At 69.1% G+C, this 23,405-nt stretch carries 24 protein-coding genes and 1 pseudogene; 10 read left to right on the top strand and 15 right to left on the bottom strand.

All coding sequences use genetic code 11. The annotated features are described in order from the left end of the window. Positions 1-47: 47 nt before the first annotated feature. Together FHR38_RS03920 and FHR38_RS03925 are read right to left on the bottom strand one after the other, a co-directional pair. Positions 48-1,040 (bottom strand): COG1361 family protein, encoded by a 993-nt coding sequence (locus tag FHR38_RS03920; protein WP_221448902.1) that lies wholly within the window; start codon positions 1,038-1,040, stop codon positions 48-50. Between the two features lie 16 nt (positions 1,041-1,056). Next, positions 1,057-1,614: a hypothetical protein gene (locus FHR38_RS03925; RefSeq protein ID WP_184532843.1), complete on the bottom strand. Its 558-nt coding sequence runs from the start codon at positions 1,612-1,614 to the stop codon at positions 1,057-1,059. 227 nt (positions 1,615-1,841) lie between these two features. On the opposite strand from FHR38_RS03925, the gene FHR38_RS03930 reads away from it, so the two are divergent. From FHR38_RS03930 to FHR38_RS03940, 3 genes are all read left to right on the top strand, one after another. Next, on the top strand, positions 1,842-4,349 hold the full coding sequence (locus FHR38_RS03930; RefSeq protein ID WP_184532845.1) for an Ig-like domain-containing protein: 2,508 nt from the start codon (positions 1,842-1,844) through the stop codon (positions 4,347-4,349). Positions 4,350-4,461: 112 nt separating this feature from the next. Then, positions 4,462-4,911 (top strand): helix-turn-helix domain-containing protein, encoded by a 450-nt coding sequence (locus FHR38_RS03935; RefSeq protein ID WP_246446294.1) that lies wholly within the window; start codon positions 4,462-4,464, stop codon positions 4,909-4,911. After that, positions 4,904-5,272, top strand: a complete 369-nt coding sequence (locus tag FHR38_RS03940; RefSeq protein ID WP_184532847.1) for a DUF4180 domain-containing protein — start codon at positions 4,904-4,906, stop codon at positions 5,270-5,272. Before FHR38_RS03935 ends, FHR38_RS03940 begins: the two co-directional genes overlap by 8 nt. A gap of 74 nt (positions 5,273-5,346) precedes the next feature. On the opposite strand, the gene FHR38_RS03945 is transcribed toward FHR38_RS03940, so the two are convergent. From FHR38_RS03945 to FHR38_RS31490, 3 genes are all read right to left on the bottom strand, one after another. Beyond that, on the bottom strand, positions 5,347-6,363 hold the full coding sequence (locus FHR38_RS03945; RefSeq protein ID WP_184532849.1) for an NADPH:quinone oxidoreductase family protein: 1,017 nt from the start codon (positions 6,361-6,363) through the stop codon (positions 5,347-5,349). A 46-nt stretch (positions 6,364-6,409) separates the two neighbouring features. Continuing rightward, on the bottom strand, positions 6,410-6,775 hold the full coding sequence (locus FHR38_RS03950) for a MerR family transcriptional regulator (RefSeq protein ID WP_184532851.1): 366 nt from the start codon (positions 6,773-6,775) through the stop codon (positions 6,410-6,412). Between the two features lie 97 nt (positions 6,776-6,872). After that, positions 6,873-7,133, bottom strand: a complete 261-nt coding sequence (locus FHR38_RS31490) for a hypothetical protein (RefSeq protein WP_221448903.1) — start codon at positions 7,131-7,133, stop codon at positions 6,873-6,875. 95 nt (positions 7,134-7,228) lie between these two features. Here FHR38_RS31490 and FHR38_RS03960 point away from each other — a divergent pair. The 6 genes and pseudogenes from FHR38_RS03960 to katG all read left to right on the top strand — a co-directional run. Then, positions 7,229-7,373, top strand: a pseudogene (locus FHR38_RS03960) (helix-turn-helix domain-containing protein); the annotation flags it as partial. A 434-nt stretch (positions 7,374-7,807) separates the two neighbouring features. Beyond that, positions 7,808-8,227, top strand: a complete 420-nt coding sequence (locus FHR38_RS03965; RefSeq protein WP_184532853.1) for a hypothetical protein — start codon at positions 7,808-7,810, stop codon at positions 8,225-8,227. 198 nt (positions 8,228-8,425) lie between these two features. Continuing rightward, complete coding sequence (locus FHR38_RS03970) at positions 8,426-10,570, top strand: M14 family zinc carboxypeptidase (protein WP_312881809.1); 2,145 nt, start codon at positions 8,426-8,428, stop codon at positions 10,568-10,570. 112 nt (positions 10,571-10,682) lie between these two features. Next, a complete protein-coding gene (locus FHR38_RS03975; RefSeq protein ID WP_184532855.1) occupies positions 10,683-11,339 on the top strand; it encodes a fasciclin domain-containing protein in 657 nt (218 codons plus the stop codon). Between the two features lie 72 nt (positions 11,340-11,411). Further along, positions 11,412-11,843, top strand: a complete 432-nt coding sequence (locus FHR38_RS03980; protein WP_184532857.1) for a Fur family transcriptional regulator — start codon at positions 11,412-11,414, stop codon at positions 11,841-11,843. A 46-nt stretch (positions 11,844-11,889) separates the two neighbouring features. Beyond that, positions 11,890-14,118 carry a catalase/peroxidase HPI gene (gene katG / locus FHR38_RS03985; protein ID WP_184532859.1) on the top strand — a complete coding sequence of 743 codons (2,229 nt, stop codon included), beginning with the start codon at positions 11,890-11,892 and terminating at the stop codon, positions 14,116-14,118. A 66-nt stretch (positions 14,119-14,184) separates the two neighbouring features. On the opposite strand, the gene FHR38_RS03990 is transcribed toward katG, so the two are convergent. The 3 genes from FHR38_RS03990 to FHR38_RS04000 all read right to left on the bottom strand — a co-directional run bounded on the left by FHR38_RS03990 (position 14,185) and on the right by FHR38_RS04000 (position 15,688). Beyond that, complete coding sequence (locus tag FHR38_RS03990; protein ID WP_184532861.1) at positions 14,185-14,394, bottom strand: hypothetical protein; 210 nt, start codon at positions 14,392-14,394, stop codon at positions 14,185-14,187. After that, positions 14,391-14,927: a hypothetical protein gene (locus tag FHR38_RS03995; protein WP_184532863.1), complete on the bottom strand. Its 537-nt coding sequence runs from the start codon at positions 14,925-14,927 to the stop codon at positions 14,391-14,393. Before FHR38_RS03995 ends, FHR38_RS03990 begins: the two co-directional genes overlap by 4 nt. A 140-nt stretch (positions 14,928-15,067) precedes the next feature. Next, on the bottom strand, positions 15,068-15,688 hold the full coding sequence (locus FHR38_RS04000; protein WP_184532865.1) for an N-acetyltransferase: 621 nt from the start codon (positions 15,686-15,688) through the stop codon (positions 15,068-15,070). A gap of 241 nt (positions 15,689-15,929) precedes the next feature. Between FHR38_RS04000 and FHR38_RS04005 the strand changes: the two genes are divergently transcribed. Beyond that, complete coding sequence (locus FHR38_RS04005) at positions 15,930-17,063, top strand: helix-turn-helix domain-containing protein (RefSeq protein WP_184532867.1); 1,134 nt, start codon at positions 15,930-15,932, stop codon at positions 17,061-17,063. 45 nt (positions 17,064-17,108) lie between these two features. Here FHR38_RS04005 and FHR38_RS04010 read toward each other — a convergent pair whose 3' ends face one another. From FHR38_RS04010 to FHR38_RS04040, 7 genes are all read right to left on the bottom strand, one after another. Further along, a complete protein-coding gene (locus FHR38_RS04010; RefSeq protein ID WP_184532869.1) occupies positions 17,109-17,708 on the bottom strand; it encodes a hypothetical protein in 600 nt (199 codons plus the stop codon). Next, on the bottom strand, positions 17,708-19,033 hold the full coding sequence (locus FHR38_RS04015) for a hypothetical protein (RefSeq protein WP_184532871.1): 1,326 nt from the start codon (positions 19,031-19,033) through the stop codon (positions 17,708-17,710). The genes FHR38_RS04010 and FHR38_RS04015 overlap by 1 nt, the downstream gene beginning before the upstream one ends. Further along, positions 19,030-19,830, bottom strand: coding sequence for an ATP-binding cassette domain-containing protein (locus FHR38_RS04020; RefSeq protein WP_184532874.1), 801 nt, complete (start codon positions 19,828-19,830; stop codon positions 19,030-19,032). Before FHR38_RS04020 ends, FHR38_RS04015 begins: the two co-directional genes overlap by 4 nt. 31 nt (positions 19,831-19,861) lie before the next feature. Next, on the bottom strand, positions 19,862-20,665 hold the full coding sequence (locus FHR38_RS04025) for a cupin domain-containing protein (RefSeq protein WP_184532876.1): 804 nt from the start codon (positions 20,663-20,665) through the stop codon (positions 19,862-19,864). Next, positions 20,662-21,213: an RNA polymerase sigma factor gene (locus FHR38_RS04030; protein WP_184532878.1), complete on the bottom strand. Its 552-nt coding sequence runs from the start codon at positions 21,211-21,213 to the stop codon at positions 20,662-20,664. The genes FHR38_RS04025 and FHR38_RS04030 overlap by 4 nt, the downstream gene beginning before the upstream one ends. Positions 21,214-21,307: 94 nt before the next feature. Then, the gene (locus tag FHR38_RS04035) at positions 21,308-21,751 is read right to left on the bottom strand and encodes a hypothetical protein (RefSeq protein ID WP_184532880.1); all 444 of its coding nucleotides are present in this window, start codon (positions 21,749-21,751) and stop codon (positions 21,308-21,310) included. Then, positions 21,751-23,319 (bottom strand): multicopper oxidase family protein, encoded by a 1,569-nt coding sequence (locus FHR38_RS04040; RefSeq protein WP_184532882.1) that lies wholly within the window; start codon positions 23,317-23,319, stop codon positions 21,751-21,753. Before FHR38_RS04040 ends, FHR38_RS04035 begins: the two co-directional genes overlap by 1 nt. Between the last annotated feature and the right edge of the window lie 86 nt (positions 23,320-23,405).

Below are 23,405 nucleotides of genomic sequence, written 5' to 3' on the forward strand. Positions count from 1 at the left end.
GCCCCGGCAGGAGTGGGATCTCCATCCGACATGCCTCCAGATGGGCATCACCTGCGTCGCCGGGCCCCCGTCACGGCAGCGGCCAGGGACTTCAGCTGGGCCCGGCGCAGGAACAGGATGATCCCGACCAGGACGAGCAGCCCTGCCGCCGCCGAGCCGGTGAAGATCATCCGTACGTTGCTGGCCTTGAAGGTGGCTGGCGGGTCGCCCGGATCCGGGAAGGTGACCACCATCGTGGCGGTACGACGGACCACACCACTGGTGAGGGTCAACTCCGCCTTCCACGGCCCGTTGTCGAGGCGGCTGGGCAGGGCGACGGTGACCTTGCCTGTCTGCTCGGGTGCGAGCGTGGTGCCTTCGACCACGGGAAACGGTCCGGCCCTGATTTCCCCGGGCTCGTCGGTGAGCCAGAGCGTGCCGCTCAGGTCGAGCGCCCGCCCGCCGGTGTTGGTCACCTTGACGGTGAGGGAGGGGCGGCCGTCGGCGGCGCGACTGGTGGTGAACTCCTCGATGTCGAAGCCCGAGGCGGGCTCGCCGCCCGGACCGACGTCGAGGTAGACCCGAATGCCGACCCGATGGACCTTCGCTACGGCATTCGGCTTGGGGTCGGAGGCCGCGGAGGCCCAGACGACCGCGTACCGTTCGCCGGCGGACGCGGTGGGCGGCACCGCGATCGTGGTGGTCACGGCTTGGTTCTGCCCCGGTTCGAGGGTCACCTCGGGCTGACTCAGGGAGGTCCACGACGACAACTCGTTGGCCGTCCGGCCCTCGCCGAAGCGGAACTGCTCGCCCTGCACGTCCGCAGCGGCGGCGTAGAGCTGGATCCGCTTGCGTTTGTCGGTCCGGTTGGAGATCTCGACCTGCCGACGGATCGTCGTACCGGGCGCCAGGTGGTCGATGATGTACCGCTGGGCGCGCGAGTCGTCGCGACGATCGGCCGGTGCCTCCATCAGCTTGATACCGATGGTGTCCAGGTCCTCCCCCGGATCGGCCGCCGCGACCGGACCGGTCAGGGCGCTGACGCCGACGATGGCCAGCATCAGCGCCCCGGCCCGGCTAGGCCACCGAATGTGTCACCGTGCCGGTGTAGGTGCCCACGACGGCGGACGCGGGAATGTGCACGATCAGCCTGGGCGACCAGGCGACCTGGTTGACCCCGGTACCCCCGACGTGCTGGAAGGCGGTCAGCGCGGTCACGGTGTCCAGGGGCTCCGCATCGGTGGCGGCGAGTTGGCCCGGAATGAAGTTGCCCGTCCCGGCCTGCTCCGCACCCTCGCCGGACCAGTAGTCGATCTGGCTGGCGAGGATCCGTTCGGTCGGGCTGCCCCCGCCCGTCTCGAGGTGGGTCGAGGTGACCGAGGCGGTCCAGGACGCATCGGCGGCACCCCGCTGGTCGACGACACGTACGGTACCGATCGAGGCGGATATGTCGGTGCCGGGCAGGGCGCTACCGAGGAAGGCCGCGTCGGGAGCGGTGATGTCCAGGCCCGCACCGACCACGTTCAAGGTCACCCCGGTGGAATCGGTGGGTGCCGCCACCGCAGGAGCAGCGGCAAGCCCAAGCCCGGCGCAGGTGGCTACCGCCACGGCCGCAGTACGGATACGACGACGCATTGGTGCTCTCACTTTCGTTTCGGGAAGCAACGCTGGGTGTGCGGTCGACGGGGACGGCCACGCCTCTTGACCTTATTGCCTGAGATGAGCACGTATACGAACTTCTCCCCCTTTTTCACCTCCTGCGCTGTGGCCGCACCTTGCCAGGCATCGATACCGACAATCCACAGCATCTACCTACAGGCAGTGATATAACGGTCTAAAGCTCACGGAGGGTTTGCTCAGGCATGCGGCACCGGCGAATTCTGGCGCTCGTCGTCGCGGCGGTGGCCGCCATCACCGGCAGCCTCGTCGTCGCGACCGAGCCCGCCCAGGCCGCCCTGGTACGACCCTTCGCTCCCCGTTTCCAGGCGAGTGAGCGGGGCGACGTGATATTCGCGGGCAACGCACTGGTCACCTGCCTGTCGTCAGCGGTCGTCGGCTCCCCCACCTGTGCCGCCGCGCAAGCCGGTGCCGTGGTGAACAACAACAACTACACCGCCCAGTACGTCGACGTGGACGGGGTGGCAGCGACCGCCAACTCCAGTTCCGCCACGCTGACCGTGCCCAGCGGCGCCACCGTACTCTGGGCCGGGCTCTACTGGATGGGCAGCGCCGCGAGCAACAACAACAGCCGGCAGTACATCTCGTTGGCACCGCCCGGTCTCGGTTACACCACGCTGCAGGGACAGGTGACCACCGGCGCGGTATCGACCAATGGCGGAGTCCCGTACTCCGGGTTCGTCGAGGTCACCGCCCTCGTACGGACCAGCGGCAGCTACACCGTCGGCGGCCTCACCACCGCACTGGGCACGAACGCCCGGGGCGGCTGGGCCATCGTCGCCGCCATCCGCGACAACAGCCAGGCGTTGCGGAACCTGGCCATCTTCGACGGGTACGCCGAACTCGCCGCCACCACCAACGACAACCGGGTCACCACCACCATCTCCGGATTCCGTACCCCGACCACGGGCACGGTGACCGCGCGGATCGGCGCGGTCGCTTCCGAGGGCGACCTGGCGACCACTGGCGACAGCCTCTCCTTCAATGGCGTCACCCTCAGCGACAGCCTCAATCCCGCCACCAACTTCTTCAACAGTTCGGTCACCCGGCTCGGCAATCGGGTCACCGGCAAAAATCCCGACTACGTCAACCAGTTGGGCCTGGACATCGACTACCTCGCCGCGCCCAGTGGCTCGATCGGCAACGGTCAGACCTCGGCGACCGTCTCGTTCAGCACCACGGGCGAGTCGTACGAGGCGGTTGCCCTGTTCACCGTGATCGACATCTTCGAGCCGGACATCACCGCCACCAACTCGGTGGCCCGGGTCGGCGGCGGCAGCAAGGTCAACCCGGGCGACGCCCTCGAGTACACCATCGTGGTGAACTCGACCGGGAGCGAGAACGCCACCGGCGTGCAGGTCGTCAACTCCCTGCCGGCCGGTGCCAGCTACATACCGGGCTCACTGTCGATCAACGGGGTCGCCCGTACCGACGCAGCCGGTGACGACACGGCCCGCCTCGACACCGCCAACAACCGACTGGTCTTCAACCTCGGCACCGGGGCCACCGCGACGGCGGGCGGCAGCATGGCGCCGAACACCCAGAGCACCCTGCGTTTCCGGCTTCGGGTCAACGATCCCACCCCGGTGGGGCTGATCATCAGCGATCAGGCGACCATCACGTACGGATCACCGACGAGCAGTACGACGTACACGGATCTCACGGACGACGTCGGCGCACCTGGTGCCACCGACCCCACCCGGGTCGACGTCAACGACGCGCCGGTCGCCGCCCCGGCGACGGTGGGCACCGGCGAGGACACTCCGCTGACGATCAACCTGCCCACCTACGTCGGCGATCCGGACGGGGACGCCCTCGCCTTCACCGTCACCCAGCCACCAGCAGGCCAGGGCAGCATCGCCTGCACCACCGCTGGTGCCTGTACCTACACCCCACCGGCCAACTACAACGGACAGACGAGTCTCGACTACACCGCCACCGACCCGGGCGGCCGGTCGTCGGGGTCCACCATCACCATCACCGTGACACCGGTCAACGACCCGCCCGTAGCGGCACCGGACACCGCCACCACCATCAGCGGGGCCATGGTGGTCGTCGACGTCCTCGCCAACGACACGGACATCGACGGCGACCGCCTCACCGTCGTCCCCGCCAGCGGGACCACCAGCCACGGCAGCTACTCGTGCACCGCCACCGCCTGCAGCTACACCTCTGCCACGAGCTTCGTCGGGACGGACTCGTTCACCTACCTGGCGACCGACCCGGGCAACGGAACCTCGACCGGCACCGTCACGATCACCGTGGTCGCCGGGCCGACCGGGCTGTCCATCCTCGCCCCGGAGGCAGCCACCCTCCCAGCGGTCGCCGCTGGATCGACCACCGCCTCGGGGCCCATCGGCCTCGTGACCGTCGTCGACGATCGCGGGGCGGCCTCCGGCAGTTGGACGACGGTCGTATCGATCACCGACTTCGCCAACGGCAACGGCGCTGCGGGCCGGACGGTACCCAGAGCCAACATCTCGTACGCCTCCGGACCGCCCGTGGACAGCAGCGGAAGCGGCACATTCATACCGCAACCAGGTGCCACGCTCGCCAGCCCGCAGGTAGCGGCGCGTTGGACCGGCGGCACCGGGCGGAACACGGTGTCCTGGACACCAACGCTGACGCTGGCCCTGCCCATGGACCTGGTCGCCACCGAATACACCGCCGTCGTCACGCACTCCGTCGCCTGACCGCCTCTCCAACGGGTCTGTCACCTGACCGCACGAGTCGCGCGTCACGATCGCACGACGATTCATGCCGCAAGTTCATGCATCTGATGCATAGAGGGTAACTTGGGGAGCGATGAGGGATGAAATGTATTCGGTCGAGCAGGTGGCCGACCGACTCGGCCTGCACGTACGCACCGTGCGCGGCTACATCCGCACCGGCCGACTCAAGGCGGTACGGATCGGCAAGCAGTACCGCATCGCCCAGGCCGACCTCGACGCGCTGACTGGCCAGCCACCGCCGACCCCCAGCCGGTTCGGGATGGAGGTCTCCAGCATCGTGCAGATCGACGGCATCGACCGGATCGCCGCCGACCGGTTGGGCACCCTCGTCCTGACCAGCGCCAACACCAACCACGACCCCCGACGTCCGCTACGCATCCAGACCATCCACGACGAGGACCGGCACCGGATGAAGATCGTGATCCTCGGCGATGCCGCCAGCACCGCCGAAGTACTGCAACTGGTCGAAGCCGTGCTCGACGGCGACAACGGCCTACTCGCCGAGAAGGTGGAAAATGCCTGACGTGATAGAGGATCGGGCCGGGGTGCCGGTGCTGGTATGCGACCCCGCCGGTCCGCAGGTAACCACCGTGCAGAACGCACTGGACCTGATCGGCACGGCCTTCCTCGGCGCCGAGGTGGTGGCCGTGCCCACAAGCCGGCTGGACGAGCGCTTCTTCTCCCTGGACACCCGTTTCGCGGGCGAGATCATGCAAAAGTTCGTCAACTACCACCTACGTCTGGCCGTCGTCGGCGACATCACCCCGCACCTGGCGGCCAGTCCGGCACTGCGTGCTCTCGTACACGAGTCGAACTCCGCCAACCACGTGTGGTTCCTGCCCGACCTCGACGCCCTCGACGACCGCCTACGCAAGACCACCTGACCCACCATTGGCCCGTTTGACGGGCAGCCAGCTCGTGAGCAGCGGAACCAGGGCGGGGTGAAGCACACGCGTTCCTAGCGCCAGGGATCGAGGGCGAGCTTGCCCCGGGTCTGGCCCGCTTCGAGTTGCTGGAGCACCGCCGGCCCCTCGGCCAGGGGATGCACGTGGGGGGTACCGGGTGGGTACACGCCGTGGGCGATGAGAGCCTCGATCTCGACGAGCAACGACTGATAGAGGGACGGGGCCGCGACCGCCAGCGCACCGATGTGCAGACCCTTGATCTGGACCTGGTGGGTGAAGATCAGGTCGTGTGTGGTCACAGTGGCGTCACCGGAAGCGGCGCCGAACACGACGATGCGTCCGGTGAAGGGTTTGGTAACCGACAGGCTGGCCTCGAAGGTGGCCTGTCCCACCGATTCCAGGACCAGATCGACACCGCCGGTCCGGCGGATGATCTCCTCAGCCAGATCGGGGCGTCGGCTGTCCAGCACCTCGTCAGCGCCGAGCGCTTTGACCGCTTCGTGCTTCGCTGGTGACGCCGTGGCTATCACCCGCGCACCATAGTGGCGGGCAAGGCGAACGGCAGCCTGCCCGACGCCGCCGGCCGCGGCATGAATGAGCACCGTCTCACCCGTCTTGATCTCGCCCAACGGCTTCAGTGCCGCCAAGGAGGTGGCCCAGTTCAGCACGAGGCCGAGAGCTTCGGCGTCGCTCCAGCCGGACGGCACGGGAAGTACACCCGCGGCTGGCATCGTCATGTACTGCGCGAAGGCGCCCGGTCCGGTTCCGACGACGTGTGTGCCGAGCTGTAACGGGGTTTCGACGTCGGGGCCGACCTCCACGATCTCCCCGGCCGCCTCGAAGCCCGCTACGTAGGGCGCCTGCGGGCCTCCTCCGTAGGTGCCTTGGGTCTGCATGACGTCGGCGAAGTTGACCCCCGCGGCGTTGACACGGATCAGGTACTCGCCGGGGCCCGGGGTAGGGCGGCAGTGATCTGTCGTGAGGGTCAGATCCTTCGGTCCCCGGTGCGACCGCTGGACCAGCGCTCGTACGGTCAGCTCGGCGGTGTTCTGCTGCTCGTTGATCTCCATGCACCGAATGTAGAAGTTTGACACTTACGTCAAGGTCAAGCGGTTGTCAGAGATCAGTACGGTGGGCCTCTCGCAGGTAGGCGTCAAGTGCCGCCTGCTGATCGCTGAGAACGGCGATGCGAGCAGCGAGCCGATCGCGATGGCCCTGCACCTCGTGCAGGAACTCCGCGCACACCATGCCGGTGCCGGCATCGGATCCGTCGGTGAGGCTGGGCAGAACCTCCCTGATCAACCGCACCGGCAGCCCGGACTCCAGCAGCGAACGGATGATGAGCACCCGGTCAATGGTGGACTGGCAGTAGTCGCGGAACCCATTGCTGAAACGGCCAGGAACGATCAAGCCTTCGTCCTCGTAGTGCCGCAGCGATCGGGCACTCACGCCACTGACCCTGGAAGCTTCGCTGATCTTCATACCTGCACCCAACATCCAGGAGCACCGCGATCTTCCGGCACTCGCTACGACGAGTTGAAGGCCCGCTTGGGCGTCAACACCTCGGGTCCCGCAACAACTAGTCGGCGCTGCGCGCCATCGTCCGTACGCGAACCCCGAGGCCGACTACGGCGGTGGCCGCAGCCACAACGATCCGGTCCCCCGCGAGCTTCGTCTTGAGCGCGTCGACGATGTCGTCGGCGATCACCTCGCCATGGTCGACCACAACGACCCGTTCCGCCATCGAGTCGGCCTCGTCCAGGTAGTGCCCCGGGACCGCTCGCACGGTCTGGGTACGGCTCACCACGAAGTCCCGGGTGAGCAGACGGGTACGGTTCAAGATGTCCTCCTGGCTGTCGGTCTGGGCGCCGTCGGAGGCACGCTGCCAGGGGTAGAGGTCACAAGCTGTCCGCCACCCTCTGCCATCCTCGGCACATGCTGGGCACCTCGGCCCGACTGTTGACGCTGCTGTCCCTGCTTCAGACGCGGCGCGACTGGCCCGGGCAGACGCTGGCCGAACGGCTCCGGGTGACGCCACGCACCATCCGGCGGGACGTGGACCGGCTCCGCGAACTCGGGACGGCCTGGAGGTCTGCCGGCAACTCCGCCGCGACAACGAGGACGTGGCAATCATCGCCGTCACCGCCCGCCGGGTACATGACCAGAGCTTCGACTCCCGACAGCGGGGAGTCCAACTGGGACCTGCCTCTACCACTTCGGGCCGTACGGCTTCCAGGCCACCTGGAACCCCCTGGTGGCCGCCCACCGTATCCCCGGTGGCATCGAGCCCGATCCCCCGTCGCTGCTCCGGGCCCTCGACGAACTCGAGATCGCCCGTGCGCTGCTACCGCGGCGATGAAAACCGCCACCGGTTAGGAGCCTGCCGCACTTGCGGCGTCCTACCCGGGGGCCGTCGAGCGCGCGCCGGGCGGGGCGAACCGACTGACGCTGCTCGATGAATCCTGCAAGACACCCGCCCGGTCACAGATCGATATACCTTTGAACGTCATTACGATGGCCATCGTTCTACAAGTGAACCCGCGCCAGTCGCGCGGGCCACCTACGAAGATTGGCAGAACATTGCGGAAGCTACTCTCCTCGCGTCGCGTGCTCGGCGCGGCGGCGCTGTCTCTGGTGAGCGCCGGCATCGGTGTGGCGATGACGCCCAACGCTGCGCTAGCGGCGGCTGGTCAGTTCACCCTGTGCGCTCACGGTGGCTACTCACCGACTGCCGTTTTCCCGGACCGCGGCGGTTTGTCCATAACCCCCATGGTCGGCACGTGTACCACAGCCAACCTAGGTGGTAACACCAACGAGCGGGTGGACATCTACGTGGATGGTAGGAAGATCGGATCCACCATCTACAACGGTGCCCCCGTCGGCACGACGGTCGTGACCATCCCCGGCCCCAGCTTCTACACCTACAACGGCTGACCTTCACCACTCGCAAACACAGAACGGCCCCGCCAGCATGAGCTGCTACGCGGGGCCGATTCGCAGGCAGCCGGATGTCACCCGCAACGCCCGAGGGGTCACATCTGGCAGACCACCTGGGCGGCGGGTCGCACCTGAAGGTCCACATCGCGGCGTGTGCTACCTGGACGTATCTCGCCCCAACCGGTTGGAGGCCCGGTGATATCTCGACGAAGAGCCCTGTCCGCACTGCCCCTCCTTCTGGCCACCACCCTGACCGCGACGGCTCTGCCGGTGTCGGCGTACGCCGGACCGACGGCGACCGTCCCGACCCCCGGTCAGACGGTTGCCGAGCCAAACCAGGTCCAGGGCCTGACGGTGACGCAGGCCGACGGTTACGCCACCCTCAGGTGGACTCCGGTGGCGGGAGCCACCGACTACCAGATCGAACGCACCCCTGTGGACGACCGGGACGTGGCCACCGGTAACCCGGTTATCACCGGCGTCTGGCGGCCCAACCGGCAGGTCGACCCCGAGTCGCCGACCTTCGCCGACGCCGGCTTCCACCCCGGCGACCGGTTCCGGTGGCGGGTACGGGCCCGGTACGGGACCACCGCGCAGCCGTACTCTGCCCCGGTCACCGGCACCACCCGACAGCCGTGGGGCGACCCGCACGTACCGGGCGAAAACCTGCGCACCCAGTGGGAGACCACCCGCGCGGCGCAGTACACCAGCGACGTCGAGGAGTACGCCTACACCGCCGCGATCGACGCGCTCAGTGAGCGGGTCCGGGTGGTGGAGATCGGTCGTACCGTCCTCGACCGGCCGATCAACATGCTGGTCCTGGGTTACCCGAAACCGCCGGCCACCCCGGAGGGGGTCGCGGCGACCTCTCCCCTGCTGATCAACTGCAACGTGCACGGCAACGAGCCGGGTGACCGCGAGGCCTGCCTGATCATGGCCCGCCAGCTCGCCTTCGGTACCGACGCCCGGACGATCGACCTGTTGTCGCACACCACGGTCCTGATCGTCCCGACCATCAACGGCGACGGGCGGGCGGCGAACACCCGGGGCAACAACGCCGGGCAGGACCTGAACCGCGACTACTCGCTGGTCCGCCAGCCGGAGACCCTCGCGTTCGTACGGATGCTCAAGGACTACCGGCCGGTGGCCGGTTACGACGGTCACGAGTACGGCAACAGCAGCGCGGGCGACCTGCCGATGCTGCCGCCCCGGCACCAGAACGTGGCCAAGGGGATCTTCGACGAGTCGCTGAACATGATCGAAGGCCACATGTACGCGCAGGGTGCCCGGGACGGCTGGTGGGCCTGCCCGTACGGCTGCGTCGGCGGTGGCAACGTGGGACTGGGCGAGGAGACCATCCTGCGCAACACCCTGGGCCTGAAGAACGTGGTGAACTCACTGCTCGAACTGCGTAGCGCCGGCGGGGCCACCCGGCCGGACGAGGGCAACACGGCCAACAACCGACGGCGCAAGACGTACTCCGCGGCCTGGACTTTCCACCAGTTCCTCGACTACCACCGGGCCAACCTGGACACGATCCGGCAGAAGCGGGGCGCGGCGATCCGGTTCCAGAGCGCCAACGACAGTCGGATCGTCTTCCGTGGCTCGCACGAGATCCCGGCCCACCCGGCACCGCACCCGGGTGACGCCGTGCCGCCGGTGGACGCCCCGCTGCCGTCGCGAATCCTGGACGACCCGCCGTGCGCCTACCGGCTCACCGAGGAGCAGTACCACGGGGAACGCAGCGACGGCGCGCCCGGAAAGCGGACCACGGTGGCGCAGCGGCTCGCCGCGCACGGCTGGAAGGTGGTCAAGACCGCCAACGGGTACGTCGTACCGCTGGCCCAGCCGGAACGTGGGCTGATCCCGCTGCTGCTCGACGGGGCGGCCGTCGAGGGACTGGTCGCCGGCGAGCGGGTGTACCCGACGCTGACCGGCCGGCACAACGGGCCACTGAGGGTGACCGGCTTCGCCTGCCTGGCCGGGGCGAGCGTGAACGGCCCGGTCACCGTCGCGCCGGGGGCCGCCCTGGTCGCCACCGGCTCGTCGGTCAACGGTCCGATCAGCGTGGCCGGGGCCGCCGGTCTCTTCCTGGCTGACGACACGGTGCGTGGCCCGGTACGGGTCACGGGCGTCACCGACGCGGTCTCGCTGATCGACAACCGGATCTCCGGTCCGGTCGACCTCTCCGCGAACCGTACCGGCGGCGACGTGCCGTTCGTCGTCGGCAACACCGTCTACGGGCCGCTGAGCTGCGCGGCGAACTCGCCGGCACCGACCAGCCTGGAGCTGCGCAACTCGGTCTCCGGCCCCCGGTCCGGTCAGTGCGTCGGGCTGTGACCCGGCGAACCGGTGAACTGATCGAGCGGTAGTGGCGGCCGTCGTACCGGTCGGTCGGGTCCGCCCCCGGCCGGCCGGTGCGACCCCGGTACGAGTCGACCCTGGAGGTAACGTGTCCGCTCCCTTGCGCTGGCGTCTGGTCGTACCGGTGCTGCTCCTGACGGTGGCGGCCACCGGCTGCTCCCGGGCCGAGCCCCGATCCGGTACGCCGGACGGCGCACCGGCCACCGGCGGTTCGTCGCGGGTGGCGAGCGTGACCGGACCGCTGTGCGAGCTGTTGCCCTCCGGTACCGACCCGGGAAACCCGGCGGCGCTCACCGGCGAGCGGGTGGATGTGGCGCTGCGGTGGATCCCGGTCCTCACCACGTTCGAGGCGGCGCTGCGCGCGTCCGGACTCACTGACGAACTTCGCGCGAGGCAAGGGCTGACGGTCCTGGCCCCGACCGACGACGCGTTCCGCCGGAAGTTCTCCGAGGACGACCTCGACGGATTGTTCCTGAAACGGAAGAACGAGTTGCGCGACCTGCTGAAGGCCCATGTCGTCGACGGCAGTCACTCGCTGACCGATCTGGTGGCTGCCGGCAGCGTCACCACCCTCGACGGTGCCTCCGTCCCGATCACCCGGGCGGATGCGATGGCGCGGCTCGGAGCGGACGCCACGACTCTCTGCGTGGACTACCGAGCCACCAACGCGAGGATCCACATCATCGACAAGGTTCTCGGCAAGCTTCCCACCACCGCCGACGGCAGCGGCCACCGAGCCCACTGATCGATGCGGTGCGGCCGCAGCCACCCGAGATTATTCTTGACTCATTCCAGAAAACGCGCCACACTACCGGCCATGGCTACGGCCTCGGACTTCGAACAGATGCTGCGCGCCGCCGCGTTGCGCGTGACCCGGCCACGGGTGGCGGTGCTGAACGCCGTGCGGACACACTCGCACGCCGACACCGACTCGATCATCGGTGTCGTGCGCAGGGAACTCCCGGGTGTCTCGCACCAGACGGTGTACGACGCACTGCGCGCACTGACGGTCGCGGGTCTGGTACGGCGTATCCAGCCGCCCGGTTCGGTGGCTCGCTACGAGTCGCGGGTCGGCGACAACCATCACCACGTCGTATGCCGGTCATGCGGCCTGATCGCCGACGTCGACTGCGCCGTCGGGAACGCCCCCTGCCTGACCGCCTCCGACAACCACGGCTTCGCCATCGACGAGGCGGAGATCGTCTACTCGGGCCTTTGCCCTGCCTGCTCCACCACCCACCGTTCTTGACCACCCCCGCAATCGCCCTGCTCCCCCCCCGGTCGGAAGGAACCCGATGTCCGAAAACCACGATGCCGTCGTCCATGACGCGGAGGCGGGCAGCGAGTCACGCTGCCCGGTCGCACACGGACGTGCCCCCCACCCGACCCAGGGCGGTGGCAGCCGCGGCTGGTGGCCGAACCAGCTCAACCTGAAGATCCTCGCCAAGAACCCCGCTGTCGCCAACCCCCTCGGTGACTTCGACTACGCCGAGGCGTTCAAGACCCTCGACCTCACCGCCGTCAAGCGCGACATCGCCGAGGTACTGACCACCTCGCAGGACTGGTGGCCGGCCGACTACGGCCACTACGGCCCGTTCATGGTCCGGATGGCGTGGCACAGCGCGGGCACGTACCGCATCAGCGACGGCCGTGGCGGCGCGGGTGCCGGCATGCAGCGCTTCGCCCCGTTGAACAGTTGGCCGGACAACGCCAACCTCGACAAGGCCCGCCGGCTGCTCTGGCCGGTCAAGAAGAAGTACGGTCAGAAGATCTCCTGGGCCGACCTCATGGTCCTCGCCGGCAACGTCGCCCTGGAGTCGATGGGCTTCAGGACCTTCGGCTTCGCCGGAGGGCGTGCGGACGTCTGGGAGCCCGACGAGGACGTCTACTGGGGTCCGGAGACCACCTGGCTCGGCGACGAGCGCTACACCGGCGAGCGGGAGTTGGAGAACCCCCTGGCGGCGGTCCAGATGGGCCTCATCTACGTCAACCCGGAGGGACCGAACGGCAACCCCGACCCGATCGCGGCGGCCCGGGACATCCGTGAGACGTTCCGCCGCATGGCGATGAACGACGAGGAGACGGTCGCCCTCATCGCCGGCGGTCACACCTTCGGAAAGACCCACGGTGCGGGCACCACCGACCAGGTCGGCCCCGAACCCGAGTCCGCCCCGCTCGAGGCTCAGGGTCTCGGCTGGCTGAGCAGCTTCGGCACCGGCAAGGGGGGCGACACGATCACCAGCGGGCTCGAGGTGACCTGGACGTCCACGCCGACAAAGTGGAGTAACAACTTCTTCTGGAACCTCTTCAGCTTCGAGTGGGAACTCACCCAGAGTCCCGCTGGCGCACATCAGTGGAAGCCGAAGCACGGCATGGGCGAGGGCACGGTACCGCACGCCCACGACGCCTCGAAGCGCATCGCGCCGAGCATGCTGACGACCGACCTCGCGCTCCGGTTCGACCCGGTCTACGAGCAGATCTCGCGCCGCTTCCTCGGGGACCCGGACGCCTTCGCGGACGCCTTCGCCCGGGCGTGGTTCAAGTTGACGCACCGCGACATGGGGCCGGTCACCCGCTACCTCGGACCCGAGGTGCCGACCGAGACGCTGCTGTGGCAGGACCCGATCCCGCCGGTGACGCACGAACTCGTCGACGCCGGGGACATCGCGGTCCTCAAGGATCAGATCCTCGCCTCGGGGCTGACTGTCTCCCAACTGGTCTCCACCGCGTGGGCCTCGGCCTCGACCTTCCGGGGCAGTGACAAGCGCGGCGGGGCCAACGGGGCGCGCATCCGCCTCGAACCACAGAACGGTTGGGAGGTCAACGATCCCGATCAACTGGCTACGGTGCTGCGCACCCTCGAAGGCATCCAGGACACCTTCAACACGGCGCAGACCGGGGACAAGCGGATCTCGCTCGCCGACCTCATCGTGCTCGCCGGTACCGCCGCCGTCGAACAGGCCACCAGGAACGCCGGCTTCGACGTCGAGGTCCCCTTCACCCCGGGACGGACCGACGCGTCGCAGGAAGAGACCGACGTGGAGTCGTTCGCGGTGCTGGAGCCGACCGCGGACGGGTTCCGCAACTACCTCGGCAAGGGCAACCGGCTGCCGGCCGAGTTCCTCCTGGTCGACCGGGCGAACCTGCTGACCCTGAGCGCCCCGGAGATGACCGTGCTCGTCGGTGGTCTCCGCGTTCTCGGCGCGAACGCCCACCAGTCACCACACGGCGTCCTCACCACGACCCCGGGAGCGCTGACCAACGACTTCTTCGTCAACCTGCTCGACCTGGGTACGACGTGGACGCCGACGTCCGAAGACGCGAACACGTTCGAGGGGCGCGACAGCGCCACCGGCGAGGTCAAGTGGACCGGCAGCCGAGCCGACCTCGTCTTCGGCTCGAACTCCGAGTTGCGCGCACTCGCCGAGGTCTACGCGAGCGACGACGCGCGGGAGAAGTTCGTACACGACTTCGTCGCGGCATGGGTCAAGGTGTCGAACCTCGACCGGTTCGACCTCGGCTGAGGCGACCGTCCGGGTCGGCCTGTCCCGGCCGACCCGGACGTCCCCGGCCCCGACGGCAACGACGTTCTACCAGTTCCGCCCTCCGGGACCCGGCCTGCCCCGCTGCGGCAACGGTGCTGCCTGTGCAACGGGGCCGGAGTGGACGAGTTGGGTGATGTGGATGCGGGCCTGGTAGAGCATCCGCTCGGCGGTAAGGACGGCGCTGCCGGTGTCGAGGAGGCGGTGTTCCCAGGCGGGGTGGGGGATCGGGAACTCGATGGGCATTAGTTCGTTCATGATGGCGACGAGTTCGTAGACCAGTAGGTGTGCGACCAGGGCTTCGCGTGCGGCGTACTCGATGATGTTGTCGATAGGGCTGTCCGGGTCGGGTAGGCAGGTGGGTGCGGAAAGCCGAGCCCGGCGGACCTTGGTGCGGTGGCGCTCCAGCTTGTCGATGCTGGTGACGGCCAGGAGGCCGGCGAGGATGCCGAGGGCAGCGGATACAGCGCCGGACTGGTTGACGGTACCGGTGAGGGCGCTACTCCGATCCCGACGACGACGAAGAGATCGAACTTTCGGTACCGGGTGCGGTAGATGTTCTGCGCGCGGTCGAGGGCATGCGCGGCGTCACGGAGGGCGTTGGCGGCGTCCCGGCCGGTGGGTTGGTCGCCGTGGGTGGCGTGGATGAGCCAGGCGACATCGCGTACGTGTTCAGCGGCGATGGCGGCGTAGTCCGAGATCAGGCGGCAGGTGTCCCGGCGTGGTGGGGGTGCCGGCCGGCTGTCCGCCGGGGTCGGGGGTGCCGGGGGTGTGGTGCCCTGGGTTGTCATCGGATCACCTCCGAGGTGGGGACGGCGGTGTGGTCGGCATGTGTGGCGGGGCCGCCGCTGAAGGGTTGGGTGTGCGGCGGCCCCGCCGTTTCCGGGTGCCCGTCGGGTTGCGTTGCCGCGCAGGTCGACGGGTGGGCTGGTCAGTTGCCAGCATCTGGTGGTTGGCCGGGTCGCCACATGGGGTGGATGGTGTGGTGGCGGGTCAGGTGCAACGGTGGCCGTGTCTGGTAGCCGTGGCGGGCCAGCAGGTCGCGATGCACGTCGCTGAAGGCTTCGGTGTAGGCGGCGGTGCCGTATCGGTCGAGGCGGCTGTGATGGTGGTCGAGCAACCTGGCGGCGATGCCGGTGGCACGGTGGTCGGGTGCGATGGCGAGTAGCGTGAGGTGTTCGTGACCTGTCTCGGGACGTTGGCCGTCGAGGAGTCGACCGAGGGTGGTGAACCGTTCGGTGTGCTGGTGGCAGGCGGCGGCGAGGCGGGCCTCGTACGCGGCCGGTGGTGGGATCTGCCGGTAGCGGTGGAACCAGACCCCGGCCCCGATGAGCCCGTCAGCGTTGGCGAGGACGTCGACTTCACCGAAGAAGAGGGCGTGTTCGACCCAGATCCGTACGGCCTCGGTGAGGACGGTGGGGCGTTGCTGCGGGCCGGGGACGAGCCATTCGGCCAGGGGCAGATCGTGGGCGGCGTCGGTGACGAGCGCGGCGATCGTGGCGACTTCGGCGTATCGGGCACGTCGTACGACGGGTGCGTGGGCGGCGACCATCACTGCTCACCATCGCTTTCGCCGTTGGCTGTTGCGGGTGGCTTTTCCTCGCTTGGGTTGGGGTCCGGCTTCGGCACAGGTTTCACCGATGGATTCGGAACCGGCTCGTAGTCACCGCTGTACATGAGAAACCACCTTCCGATCGAAGGACCCAAAGAGAATCACGCTCTCTGTAGCGTTACGCTCACAGTTAGAGATCAATAGGGGGTCAGGCTTTTCAACCCTTTTCAGAGGCGGCTCGATGGACGATCTTGGCAGTCAGTTGAGGCATGCTCGTCTTGAGGTCGGTGTGACACTGACCTATGTCGCAGCCCGCTCCTGTTACTCGTTGACTCACCTGAGCAACGTCGAGGCAGGACGCCGGACAGCGACACCTGACATCGTGCTCGCGTATGCGCGGGCACTCGGGGAGGCTGACGTGGATAGACGTCGAATGCTCGGCATCGCGGCGGGCGTTGTCAGCTCCGCAGTAGCTGGCGAACTCATTCAGGCTGGCTTCAATGCGGTGCTTGCTGGGCAGCCTGCGGAGGACGAATGGCGGGAACGAGTAGCCCAGTACGGTCGGGACTACATGGCCGTCGGGGCGAATGTCCTGCAAACGCGGCTGGCCAGTGATCTGGTGGTTATGCAGCAGCAGCTTGAGACGCCGGTCATGTGGGCAATCGCCGCACGGACCCTGGCGATCTACGGCAAGACGACAGCCGACCCTGCCGAGGCGATCCGCTGGTACAACCTGGCGGTGACGGCGGCAGACCGGTCCGGCGATCTCGACACCCGAGTCTGGGTACGGGGTCGGGCCGCTATCGCCCTGGCCTACGAGGGTGCCGAGTTGTCGACGGCCCAGGGCTACGCCGATGCGGCGATTGGGTTGGCCGAGCGGCCATCCATTGGGCGGTTGAACGCCCTGATGGCGCGGGCTCATGTGGCTGCCGGCCGAGGTAACGTCGCGGGTGCGGTCAGTGCGGATGAGGACGCCCGACGGGTGTTCGACCGGGTGGCTTCACCGGATGCTGAGGTGTCGGACACGGCGGTGCCACCGTGGCGGATGGCGACGTTCCGAAGCATGCTGTACGCGAGGTTGGGCGTTGTGGATGCTGGCGATGCAGCCCAGGCCGAGGCTGATCGGCTCCGACCGGCGTCGCTGGCTCGCTTCGCCACGCATATCGAGCTACATCGCGGCCTGATGATGGCGAGGTCCGGTGACCGGGCTGGTGGAGTTGCCTATGCCCGAAAAGCCATGGCAGCCCTGCCCGCCGATAAGCGGTCGCAGACCCTCGGACTACTGCTGCGAGAAGTGGAACGAGTCGGTCCGGGATGTAGCAGAGACCTGGCCGTAGAAGGTGCGACGGACGTCGAGTCCCCGGCCCCTCGATGAAGGGCCAGGGGCTCGTTGTCTCTTGCAGCAGGTGTACGACCCGATTCAGAGGGCGGCCTCTGCGGGTGCCCGCCGGGCGGGGCCGGCGAGCGCGTACGCGATGAGGCCGCCGACTCCGAGCACCGTGGCTGTCACCGCCGCCGGGGTGTTACCCGGTACCTGGGACTGCCAGGTCAGGATCTCCCCGAGCACGTGGCCGGTTACCGGATAGACGGCTGCGGCAAGGGTCCAGCCCAGTGGCACGAACCAGGCCCGGCCCGCCCCGAGCAGGGGCGCGCTCAGCGCGGTCAGACCGAGCAGGCCGGCGGCGTCCCGGATCACCAGCCCGGTCGGCCCGAAGCTGCTTCCGGTGAGGTGGGTCAGGAGCGGCAGGCCGGCCACCACGGCCAGCGCGGCGAGCAGGTGGGCGACCCGGCGCGGTGCCCAGGGCTGTGCGGCGGTGCGGTCGAGCTCCTCGTCGGGGCCGCCCAGGGTGGCGGTGAGCGCCGCGACCAACAGGAGGGCGGTGAGCACGACCATCGTGACGCCCGGGGCACCGTCGTTGACGATCGCTCCGAGCACCCACATCACCACCATGCCTACGACGGCCGCGGCCAGGGCCACCGGTACCCGACGTGACCGCAGGTAGAGCGTCAGCCACCGCATTATTTGCCGCTTACGATCTCGTCGAGGTCGGCGCAGTTCAGGGCACCCTCGCGTACTGCCGCCACCCGGGCCAGCGCCTCCGCCTCGGGCAGTTCCCGCAGGCCCTGCCACAGTCGGCGGACCTGGTTGTTCCACTCGCCGCCGTCGTCGAAGCCAGGCTCCGCCGGTGGTTCGGTGCCGACCAGCCAGTACGTGGCCGCCCGCAGGACCGACGCGCTCAGCCCGTCGGGGCACCGGCCGCCCGGGTTGCTGAGCACCCGGGCCACGATCTGCGGCACGAGGTCGTTCGGGGAGGCAAGGTGACCGCGTCTATCGACCTGGATGGTCATCAGCGCGATCCCTGCCGGGTCCGGTCGGGGCTCGGGCATTTCGGGCCCCCACGTCGTGGTGTCCTCGTGTGCCTCGGCGGGCGGCTGCGGCAACTTCGCGAGTAGTGCGAGCGCTTGCCGCGCCGGGGGCGTGACTTCGGGTAGCAGGGTGGAGTGGACCCGGGCGACGCAGACCTTCGGAGCGTCCGTGGTGCAGACGAGTTCCTTCGCGACGGGGTCGATCGGGTGCGGGAGGTAGCCGTCGTGCGGCATCACCGCGATCGCCACTGCCACGCCGAGCGCCACCGGCAGCAGCGCCGCCACCCGGGTCCGGCGGCTCTTCGCCGTGTGCAGGACGTACGCGCTGACGGCGAGGGCCCCCAGCCACACCGCCTGGGCCGCGCTAAGCCGGCCGGACACCGTCTCGTAGTCGCTGAACTGGTTCATTCCGTACATCGGAGAGAAGAGCACGACCAGCCAGTCGTGGCCGCTGGCGATTCCGGGAAAGCCCATCAGCCAGCCGATGCCGGCGACGGCGAGCACCGGCCCGGCAGCGACCGACGGCCACAGGCGGCCGACCGCAAGGCCCAGCCAGGCCGCCGCGACCACGGCGAGAATCCCGACGGCCACCACGGCGAACGCCGCCGCCGGGAGATAGCGGGCGGTACCGGCGATCCAGGGCGCGGTCACCGCCAGGACCGCCAGGTAACCGACCGTCACCGCGATGCCGAGCGCGCCGACGATCGGCAGGACCCGCTGGGGGCGTGGTCGGGGCGTGCTACCGACGAGTTCGGCCAGACCGTTCCGGCTCTCACGGCGCCCCTGCCAGGCCCCGACCGCCAGCGCCAAGGGGAACAACAGCACCAGGTATTCCCGCTCGATCATGGCCAACGCCATCCAGTTGGACGACCAGCGCCCCGGGGCGGCATAGCATGCGATCGCGCCGGTAATCAGCAGGATCAGGGCAGCGCCGAGGGCGACGGAGCGGCGCAGTTCGATGCGTAGCATGCGGCTCATCGGCCCGCCTCCGCCCGGTGGCGGCGCAGCAGGGCGGAATAGCCCCGCTCGGCAGGGCTGTCCCCGACGTCGCCGGAACCGCCCGCGGCGATCAGCGACTCGGTGGTGCCCCGATGCACCAGCCGCCCCTCGTTGACCAGTACGACGTTGGTACACGCGGCCACCACGTCCTCGACCAGGTGGGTGGAGACCAGGACGCAGCTGTCGACCCCGAGGTCGCGCAGCAGATCGCGGAAGTCGAGGCGCTGTTCGGGGTCGAGGCCGACGGTCGGCTCGTCGAGCAGCAGCAACTCCGGGTCGTTCACGATCGCCTGGGCGATCCCGGCCCGGCGCAGCATGCCCCCGGAGAGCGTCTTCATCCGCGCGTCGGCCTTGGCACTGAGCCCGACCCGGTCGATCGCCCGCTGCACCGCGGCGGGCACCACGGACTTCGGCATCTCCTTGAGCCAAGCCATGTACTCCACGAACTCGCGCACGGTGAACCGTGGGTAGAAGCCGAACTGCTGCGGCAGGTAGCCCAGGCCACGGCGTACCCGCCGCAGGTCGGTGCGGTCGTTGACAGCCGCACCGAGCAGGGTCAACGTGCCGCCGGCCGGCTTGACCACGGTGGCCAGGGCGCGCATCAGTGTGGTCTTGCCGGCGCCGTTGGGTCCGAGCAGCGCGTGTACGCCGGCGCCGAGGGCCAGGTCGAGGCCGTCGACGGCCAGGTGGGTGCCGGCCTTCACCCGCAGGCCGTCGGCGTGCACGGCCCAGGGATGGGTGATGGCGGCCGTCTCGGCCGCACTCACGGTACGCATGGAGATACCTTTCGTAGCGAGGAAGGGAAGCTCATCGGTGGCTGGTCAGCCGACTGAAGTCGCCGGCGCGACTCACCGCGACGCCGAACAACACCGCAGCGGCCAGCGCCCAGAAGAGGGTGCTGTCGGGCCGCAGCACGAGCGGCAGGTCCTCGGTGACCACCGTGGGTACGACCACGGCCAGCGCCCAGAGTGTGCCGAGGCCGACCGCGGCGCGCGATACGCCGATCAGTGCGCCGAGCGCGATGGTGCCGGCGGTGAACGCCAGGCACGGCAGCAACATCAGCGCCAGCGAGGTCCCGGTGCCGGCTCCGAAGAGGGCGAGCACCGGAACGATCACGGCGAGCACCACCAGGGTGCGCCGCAGCAGCATGATCAGGCCGGCCGCCGGGGTGCTGGAGATCAGTTCGCCGGCCGGGTCGAGGTGGCGGCTCCAGGCAGCCGCCACCCCGGGCAGCGGCGCTACCGGGGCGAGCAGCAGCACCAGGGACGGCAGGTCGGGCAGCAGCCGGTTCAGCGCGAGCGCGCAGAGCAGCATCGGGACGGTCATGGCGACCCAGGGCAACAGCGCGGCGACCAGCCAGCGACGCCTCGGCACCAACCAGCGGCGGGCCTGCCGGGCCGGGGCGGGCCCGGCGGCGATCTCCCGATCGAGCTCGGCGGCTACCCGGTCGAGCAGGACGAGGGTGCTGCCGGCCGCGCTGCCCGCCAGCCGGGCCCGGCACTCCGCGCAGTCCTCCAGGTGGACCTCGATCGACCAGACGGTGGCCTCGTCGAGGCCGTGGCCGCCACCGGCGTACTCGGCAATCGCGGCGAGACTGGGGTGTGTGGTCATGACAGCGCCTCCCGCAGGGCGATCCGGGCCCGCCGGGCGCGGGACCTCACCGTGTTCTCCGGCACGTTGAGCAGTACCGCTGTCTCGCGTGAGGTGAGACCGTCGAGCACCATGGCGCGCAGCACCTCGCGCATCTCGGGCGGCAGGGCCAGCAGCGCCCGTTCGAGGTTCTGGTCGACCCGGCCGGCCATCACCTCGTCCTCGGCGGCCGGAGCAACCGTCTCGGCGAGCGGCACGGCCGGCACCTGCGCCTGCCGGGCCCGCCGCCGGAACGCGTCGACCAGCCGGTTGGCGGCGATCGTCCAGAGCCAGCCGACCGCGCTGCCCGAGGTGGTGGTGCTGGCAAAGCTCCCCGCCGACCGCCAGACCGCGAGGTACGTCTCCTGCATCACGTCGGCGACCACGTCCTCGTCGGCACACCGGCGACGCAGTCGTACGGCAAGCCACGGCGACGTACGCCGGTACAGCTCGTCGAAAGCCCGTCGGTCGCCGGTGGCCGTACGGCGCACGAGTTCCGCCTCGTCGACCGCGTCCACTCCTCTTCTCACGTCAGGTAGGACGACCTCCCCGGTACGCCCCGGTGCACCACGGCGAGTGACCCACGCCACGGTCGACGGCGCAGACTCCGGCTGCCCCGTCCGTTCAGCCCAGTTCAGCAGGTGAGTGGGCCGTACCGGACGGTACCGTCCGAGGCAGTTCCTGCCCGGTCGAGCCGTGCTGTGGCTCCTTGACGAGGAGCACGACGACGAGGGCGACCTCGATCACGGTCACCACCACACCCACCGGATCGACGGCAAGCCGAGTGAACGTGAGATAGGTCGGCACCCCGATCGTCCGGGTGAACAGCCACATCGCCGGCAGCATGAGGGCGAGCACCCGGGCGGTGTGCAGCCACCGCCGACGCGGCGATGGTTTCCACAACCCGGCGAAGACCAGGCCGAACCCGACAGCGACGACGATGTGGCAGCCACTGAGCAGCGGCCAGGCCACCGCCTCGGTCCAGGCCGCGGCGAGGTGACCGAACTCGGCGGCGAGCGCCAGACCCGCGGCGATCCGGGTACGCATCAGAAGACTCCGGGTACGCATCAGGCGACCTCGTAGTTCGCCATCATCATCATGTCCCCGTGCTCCAGGTTGTGGCAGTGCAACACGTACCGGCCGGGATAGCCGGTGAGCCGTACCGCGATCCGCACCTCACCACCGCGGATCTGGACCGTGTCCTTCCAGCCGGTGTCCTGGGGGTCCGGTGGTGAGCCGTTGCGGTCGATGACCCGGAAGTGGCCCAGGTGCAGGTGGAAGGGGTGCTCCGGGTCCACGGTGATCCGCCAGATCTCGGTGCTGCCGAGCCGGGCCCGGGCGTCCACCCGATCCGGCTGGAAGGTCCGCAGGTTGATCGTCGCGGGCAGCCCACCCTGTCCCCCGAGGAACCGGAAGGTACGGGTGGTCGCGGCCTGGCTCTCGTCGAAGGGCTCAGGGTCGGGTCCGAGTCGCTCCGGTATCGCCGAGTCGTCGGCGACCCGTGTTCCCACGTCGAAGCGGAGCACCTCGGCGGTCGGGCCGGCACCGGACCTGTTCCCGAAAACGACCGAGGTTCCCGCCGGATACCGGGAGAAGTCGACGATCACGTCGTAGCGTTCCCCGGCACCGACGTAGAGGGAGTCGTGCGACACCGGTCGCGGTAACAGGCCGACATCACTGCCGATCTGCACCAGCCCCCCGCCACCGGGCGGCGGCGGGTCCAGGTGCAGGTCGTAGCTGCGCGCGTTGGACGCGTTGAGGATGCGTAGCCGGTACCGGGCCCCGTCCACCCGGACGAACGGCCACGGCGCACCGTTGACCAGGATGGTGTCGCCGCGTACCCCGTCGGCGAAGAGCGCATGCACCCCGGGCCGCTCACGCAGGTCCGGGTCGAGCGAGGGATAGAAGAACGAACCATCCTCGTTGAAGAACCGGTCCGTGATCATCAGTGGCAGCTCCCGCTCACCGCGTGGCAGCGGCAGGTTCTCCTCGGCGTCGTCGCGCAGCAGGTAGAAGCCGGCCAGCCCGCGATAGACCTGCGGACCGGTGAAGTCCATCCGATGGTCGTGATACCAGAGCGTCGCGGCCGGCTGCTGGTTCGGGTAACGGTACGTCCGCGCACCGTGGGCCACCCCGGCCGTACCGCCGTGACCGGACGGACCGGTCGGCACGTGGTGACCGGGCCAGCGGTGCTGGCCGACCGGCAGGACCAGGTCCAGTGGATACCCGTCGGAGTCGGGGGGCGTCACCCCGCCGTGCAGGTGCACCACGGTCGGCACGGTGAGGTGGTTGTGGTGCCGAACGGCGACCGGTCGGCCGCTACGGGCCTCGATGGTCGGCCCGGGGAACACGCCCTCGTAGCCCCAGATGGGGGTGGGTCGGCCGGGCAGGATCTCCACCTCGGCCGGCAACTGCCGCACCTCGTACCGGTCGGTGCCGTCCTCGGTGGAGACCGGCCGCAGCACCGGTGGAATCGGCAACGGAACCGCGAACCTGGGCACCGACGGGCTCCGGTGCGTAGCGGTCACGGCAAGTCGCACGCCCACCGCACCGCCGACCGCCGTCGGCAACGCCACCCCGGTGATCCCGCCGAGCCCCCACCGCAGCAACCGACGCCGCGACACCCTGTCACTCATGGATTCGAAGCTAGAAGCTGGCAAGGGGCCGGGCATCCGCACCTCAGCGACGTTCGACTACGCATCTGGACGTACGGGCGGGCAGC

It is taken from the genome of Micromonospora polyrhachis (assembly GCF_014203835.1).
In the GTDB taxonomy this organism is placed as follows: Bacteria; Actinomycetota; Actinomycetes; order Mycobacteriales; family Micromonosporaceae; genus Micromonospora_H; species Micromonospora_H polyrhachis.

Bases quoted from the DNA above. Each gene is read 5' to 3' on its own strand.
- FHR38_RS03920 (WP_221448902.1), bottom strand. From the start codon at position 1,040: ATGCTGGCCATCGTCGGCGTCAGCGCCCTGACCGGTCCGGTCGCGGCG.
- FHR38_RS03925 (WP_184532843.1), bottom strand. From the start codon at position 1,614: ATGCGTCGTCGTATCCGTACTGCGGCCGTGGCGGTAGCCACCTGCGCC.
- FHR38_RS03930 (WP_184532845.1), top strand. From the start codon at position 1,842: ATGCGGCACCGGCGAATTCTGGCGCTCGTCGTCGCGGCGGTGGCCGCC.
- FHR38_RS03935 (WP_246446294.1), top strand. From the start codon at position 4,462: ATGAGGGATGAAATGTATTCGGTCGAGCAGGTGGCCGACCGACTCGGC.
- FHR38_RS03940 (WP_184532847.1), top strand. From the start codon at position 4,904: ATGCCTGACGTGATAGAGGATCGGGCCGGGGTGCCGGTGCTGGTATGC.
- FHR38_RS03945 (WP_184532849.1), bottom strand. From the start codon at position 6,363: ATGGAGATCAACGAGCAGCAGAACACCGCCGAGCTGACCGTACGAGCG.
- FHR38_RS03950 (WP_184532851.1), bottom strand. From the start codon at position 6,775: ATGAAGATCAGCGAAGCTTCCAGGGTCAGTGGCGTGAGTGCCCGATCG.
- FHR38_RS03965 (WP_184532853.1), top strand. From the start codon at position 7,808: ATGGCCATCGTTCTACAAGTGAACCCGCGCCAGTCGCGCGGGCCACCT.
- FHR38_RS03980 (WP_184532857.1), top strand. From the start codon at position 11,412: ATGGCTACGGCCTCGGACTTCGAACAGATGCTGCGCGCCGCCGCGTTG.
- katG (WP_184532859.1), top strand. From the start codon at position 11,890: ATGTCCGAAAACCACGATGCCGTCGTCCATGACGCGGAGGCGGGCAGC.
- FHR38_RS03990 (WP_184532861.1), bottom strand. From the start codon at position 14,394: ATGAACGAACTAATGCCCATCGAGTTCCCGATCCCCCACCCCGCCTGG.
- FHR38_RS03995 (WP_184532863.1), bottom strand. From the start codon at position 14,927: ATGACAACCCAGGGCACCACACCCCCGGCACCCCCGACCCCGGCGGAC.
- FHR38_RS04000 (WP_184532865.1), bottom strand. From the start codon at position 15,688: ATGGTCGCCGCCCACGCACCCGTCGTACGACGTGCCCGATACGCCGAA.
- FHR38_RS04005 (WP_184532867.1), top strand. From the start codon at position 15,930: ATGGACGATCTTGGCAGTCAGTTGAGGCATGCTCGTCTTGAGGTCGGT.
- FHR38_RS04010 (WP_184532869.1), bottom strand. From the start codon at position 17,708: ATGCGGTGGCTGACGCTCTACCTGCGGTCACGTCGGGTACCGGTGGCC.
- FHR38_RS04015 (WP_184532871.1), bottom strand. From the start codon at position 19,033: ATGAGCCGCATGCTACGCATCGAACTGCGCCGCTCCGTCGCCCTCGGC.
- FHR38_RS04020 (WP_184532874.1), bottom strand. From the start codon at position 19,830: ATGCGTACCGTGAGTGCGGCCGAGACGGCCGCCATCACCCATCCCTGG.
- FHR38_RS04025 (WP_184532876.1), bottom strand. From the start codon at position 20,665: ATGACCACACACCCCAGTCTCGCCGCGATTGCCGAGTACGCCGGTGGC.
- FHR38_RS04035 (WP_184532880.1), bottom strand. From the start codon at position 21,751: ATGCGTACCCGGAGTCTTCTGATGCGTACCCGGATCGCCGCGGGTCTG.
- FHR38_RS04040 (WP_184532882.1), bottom strand. From the start codon at position 23,319: ATGAGTGACAGGGTGTCGCGGCGTCGGTTGCTGCGGTGGGGGCTCGGC.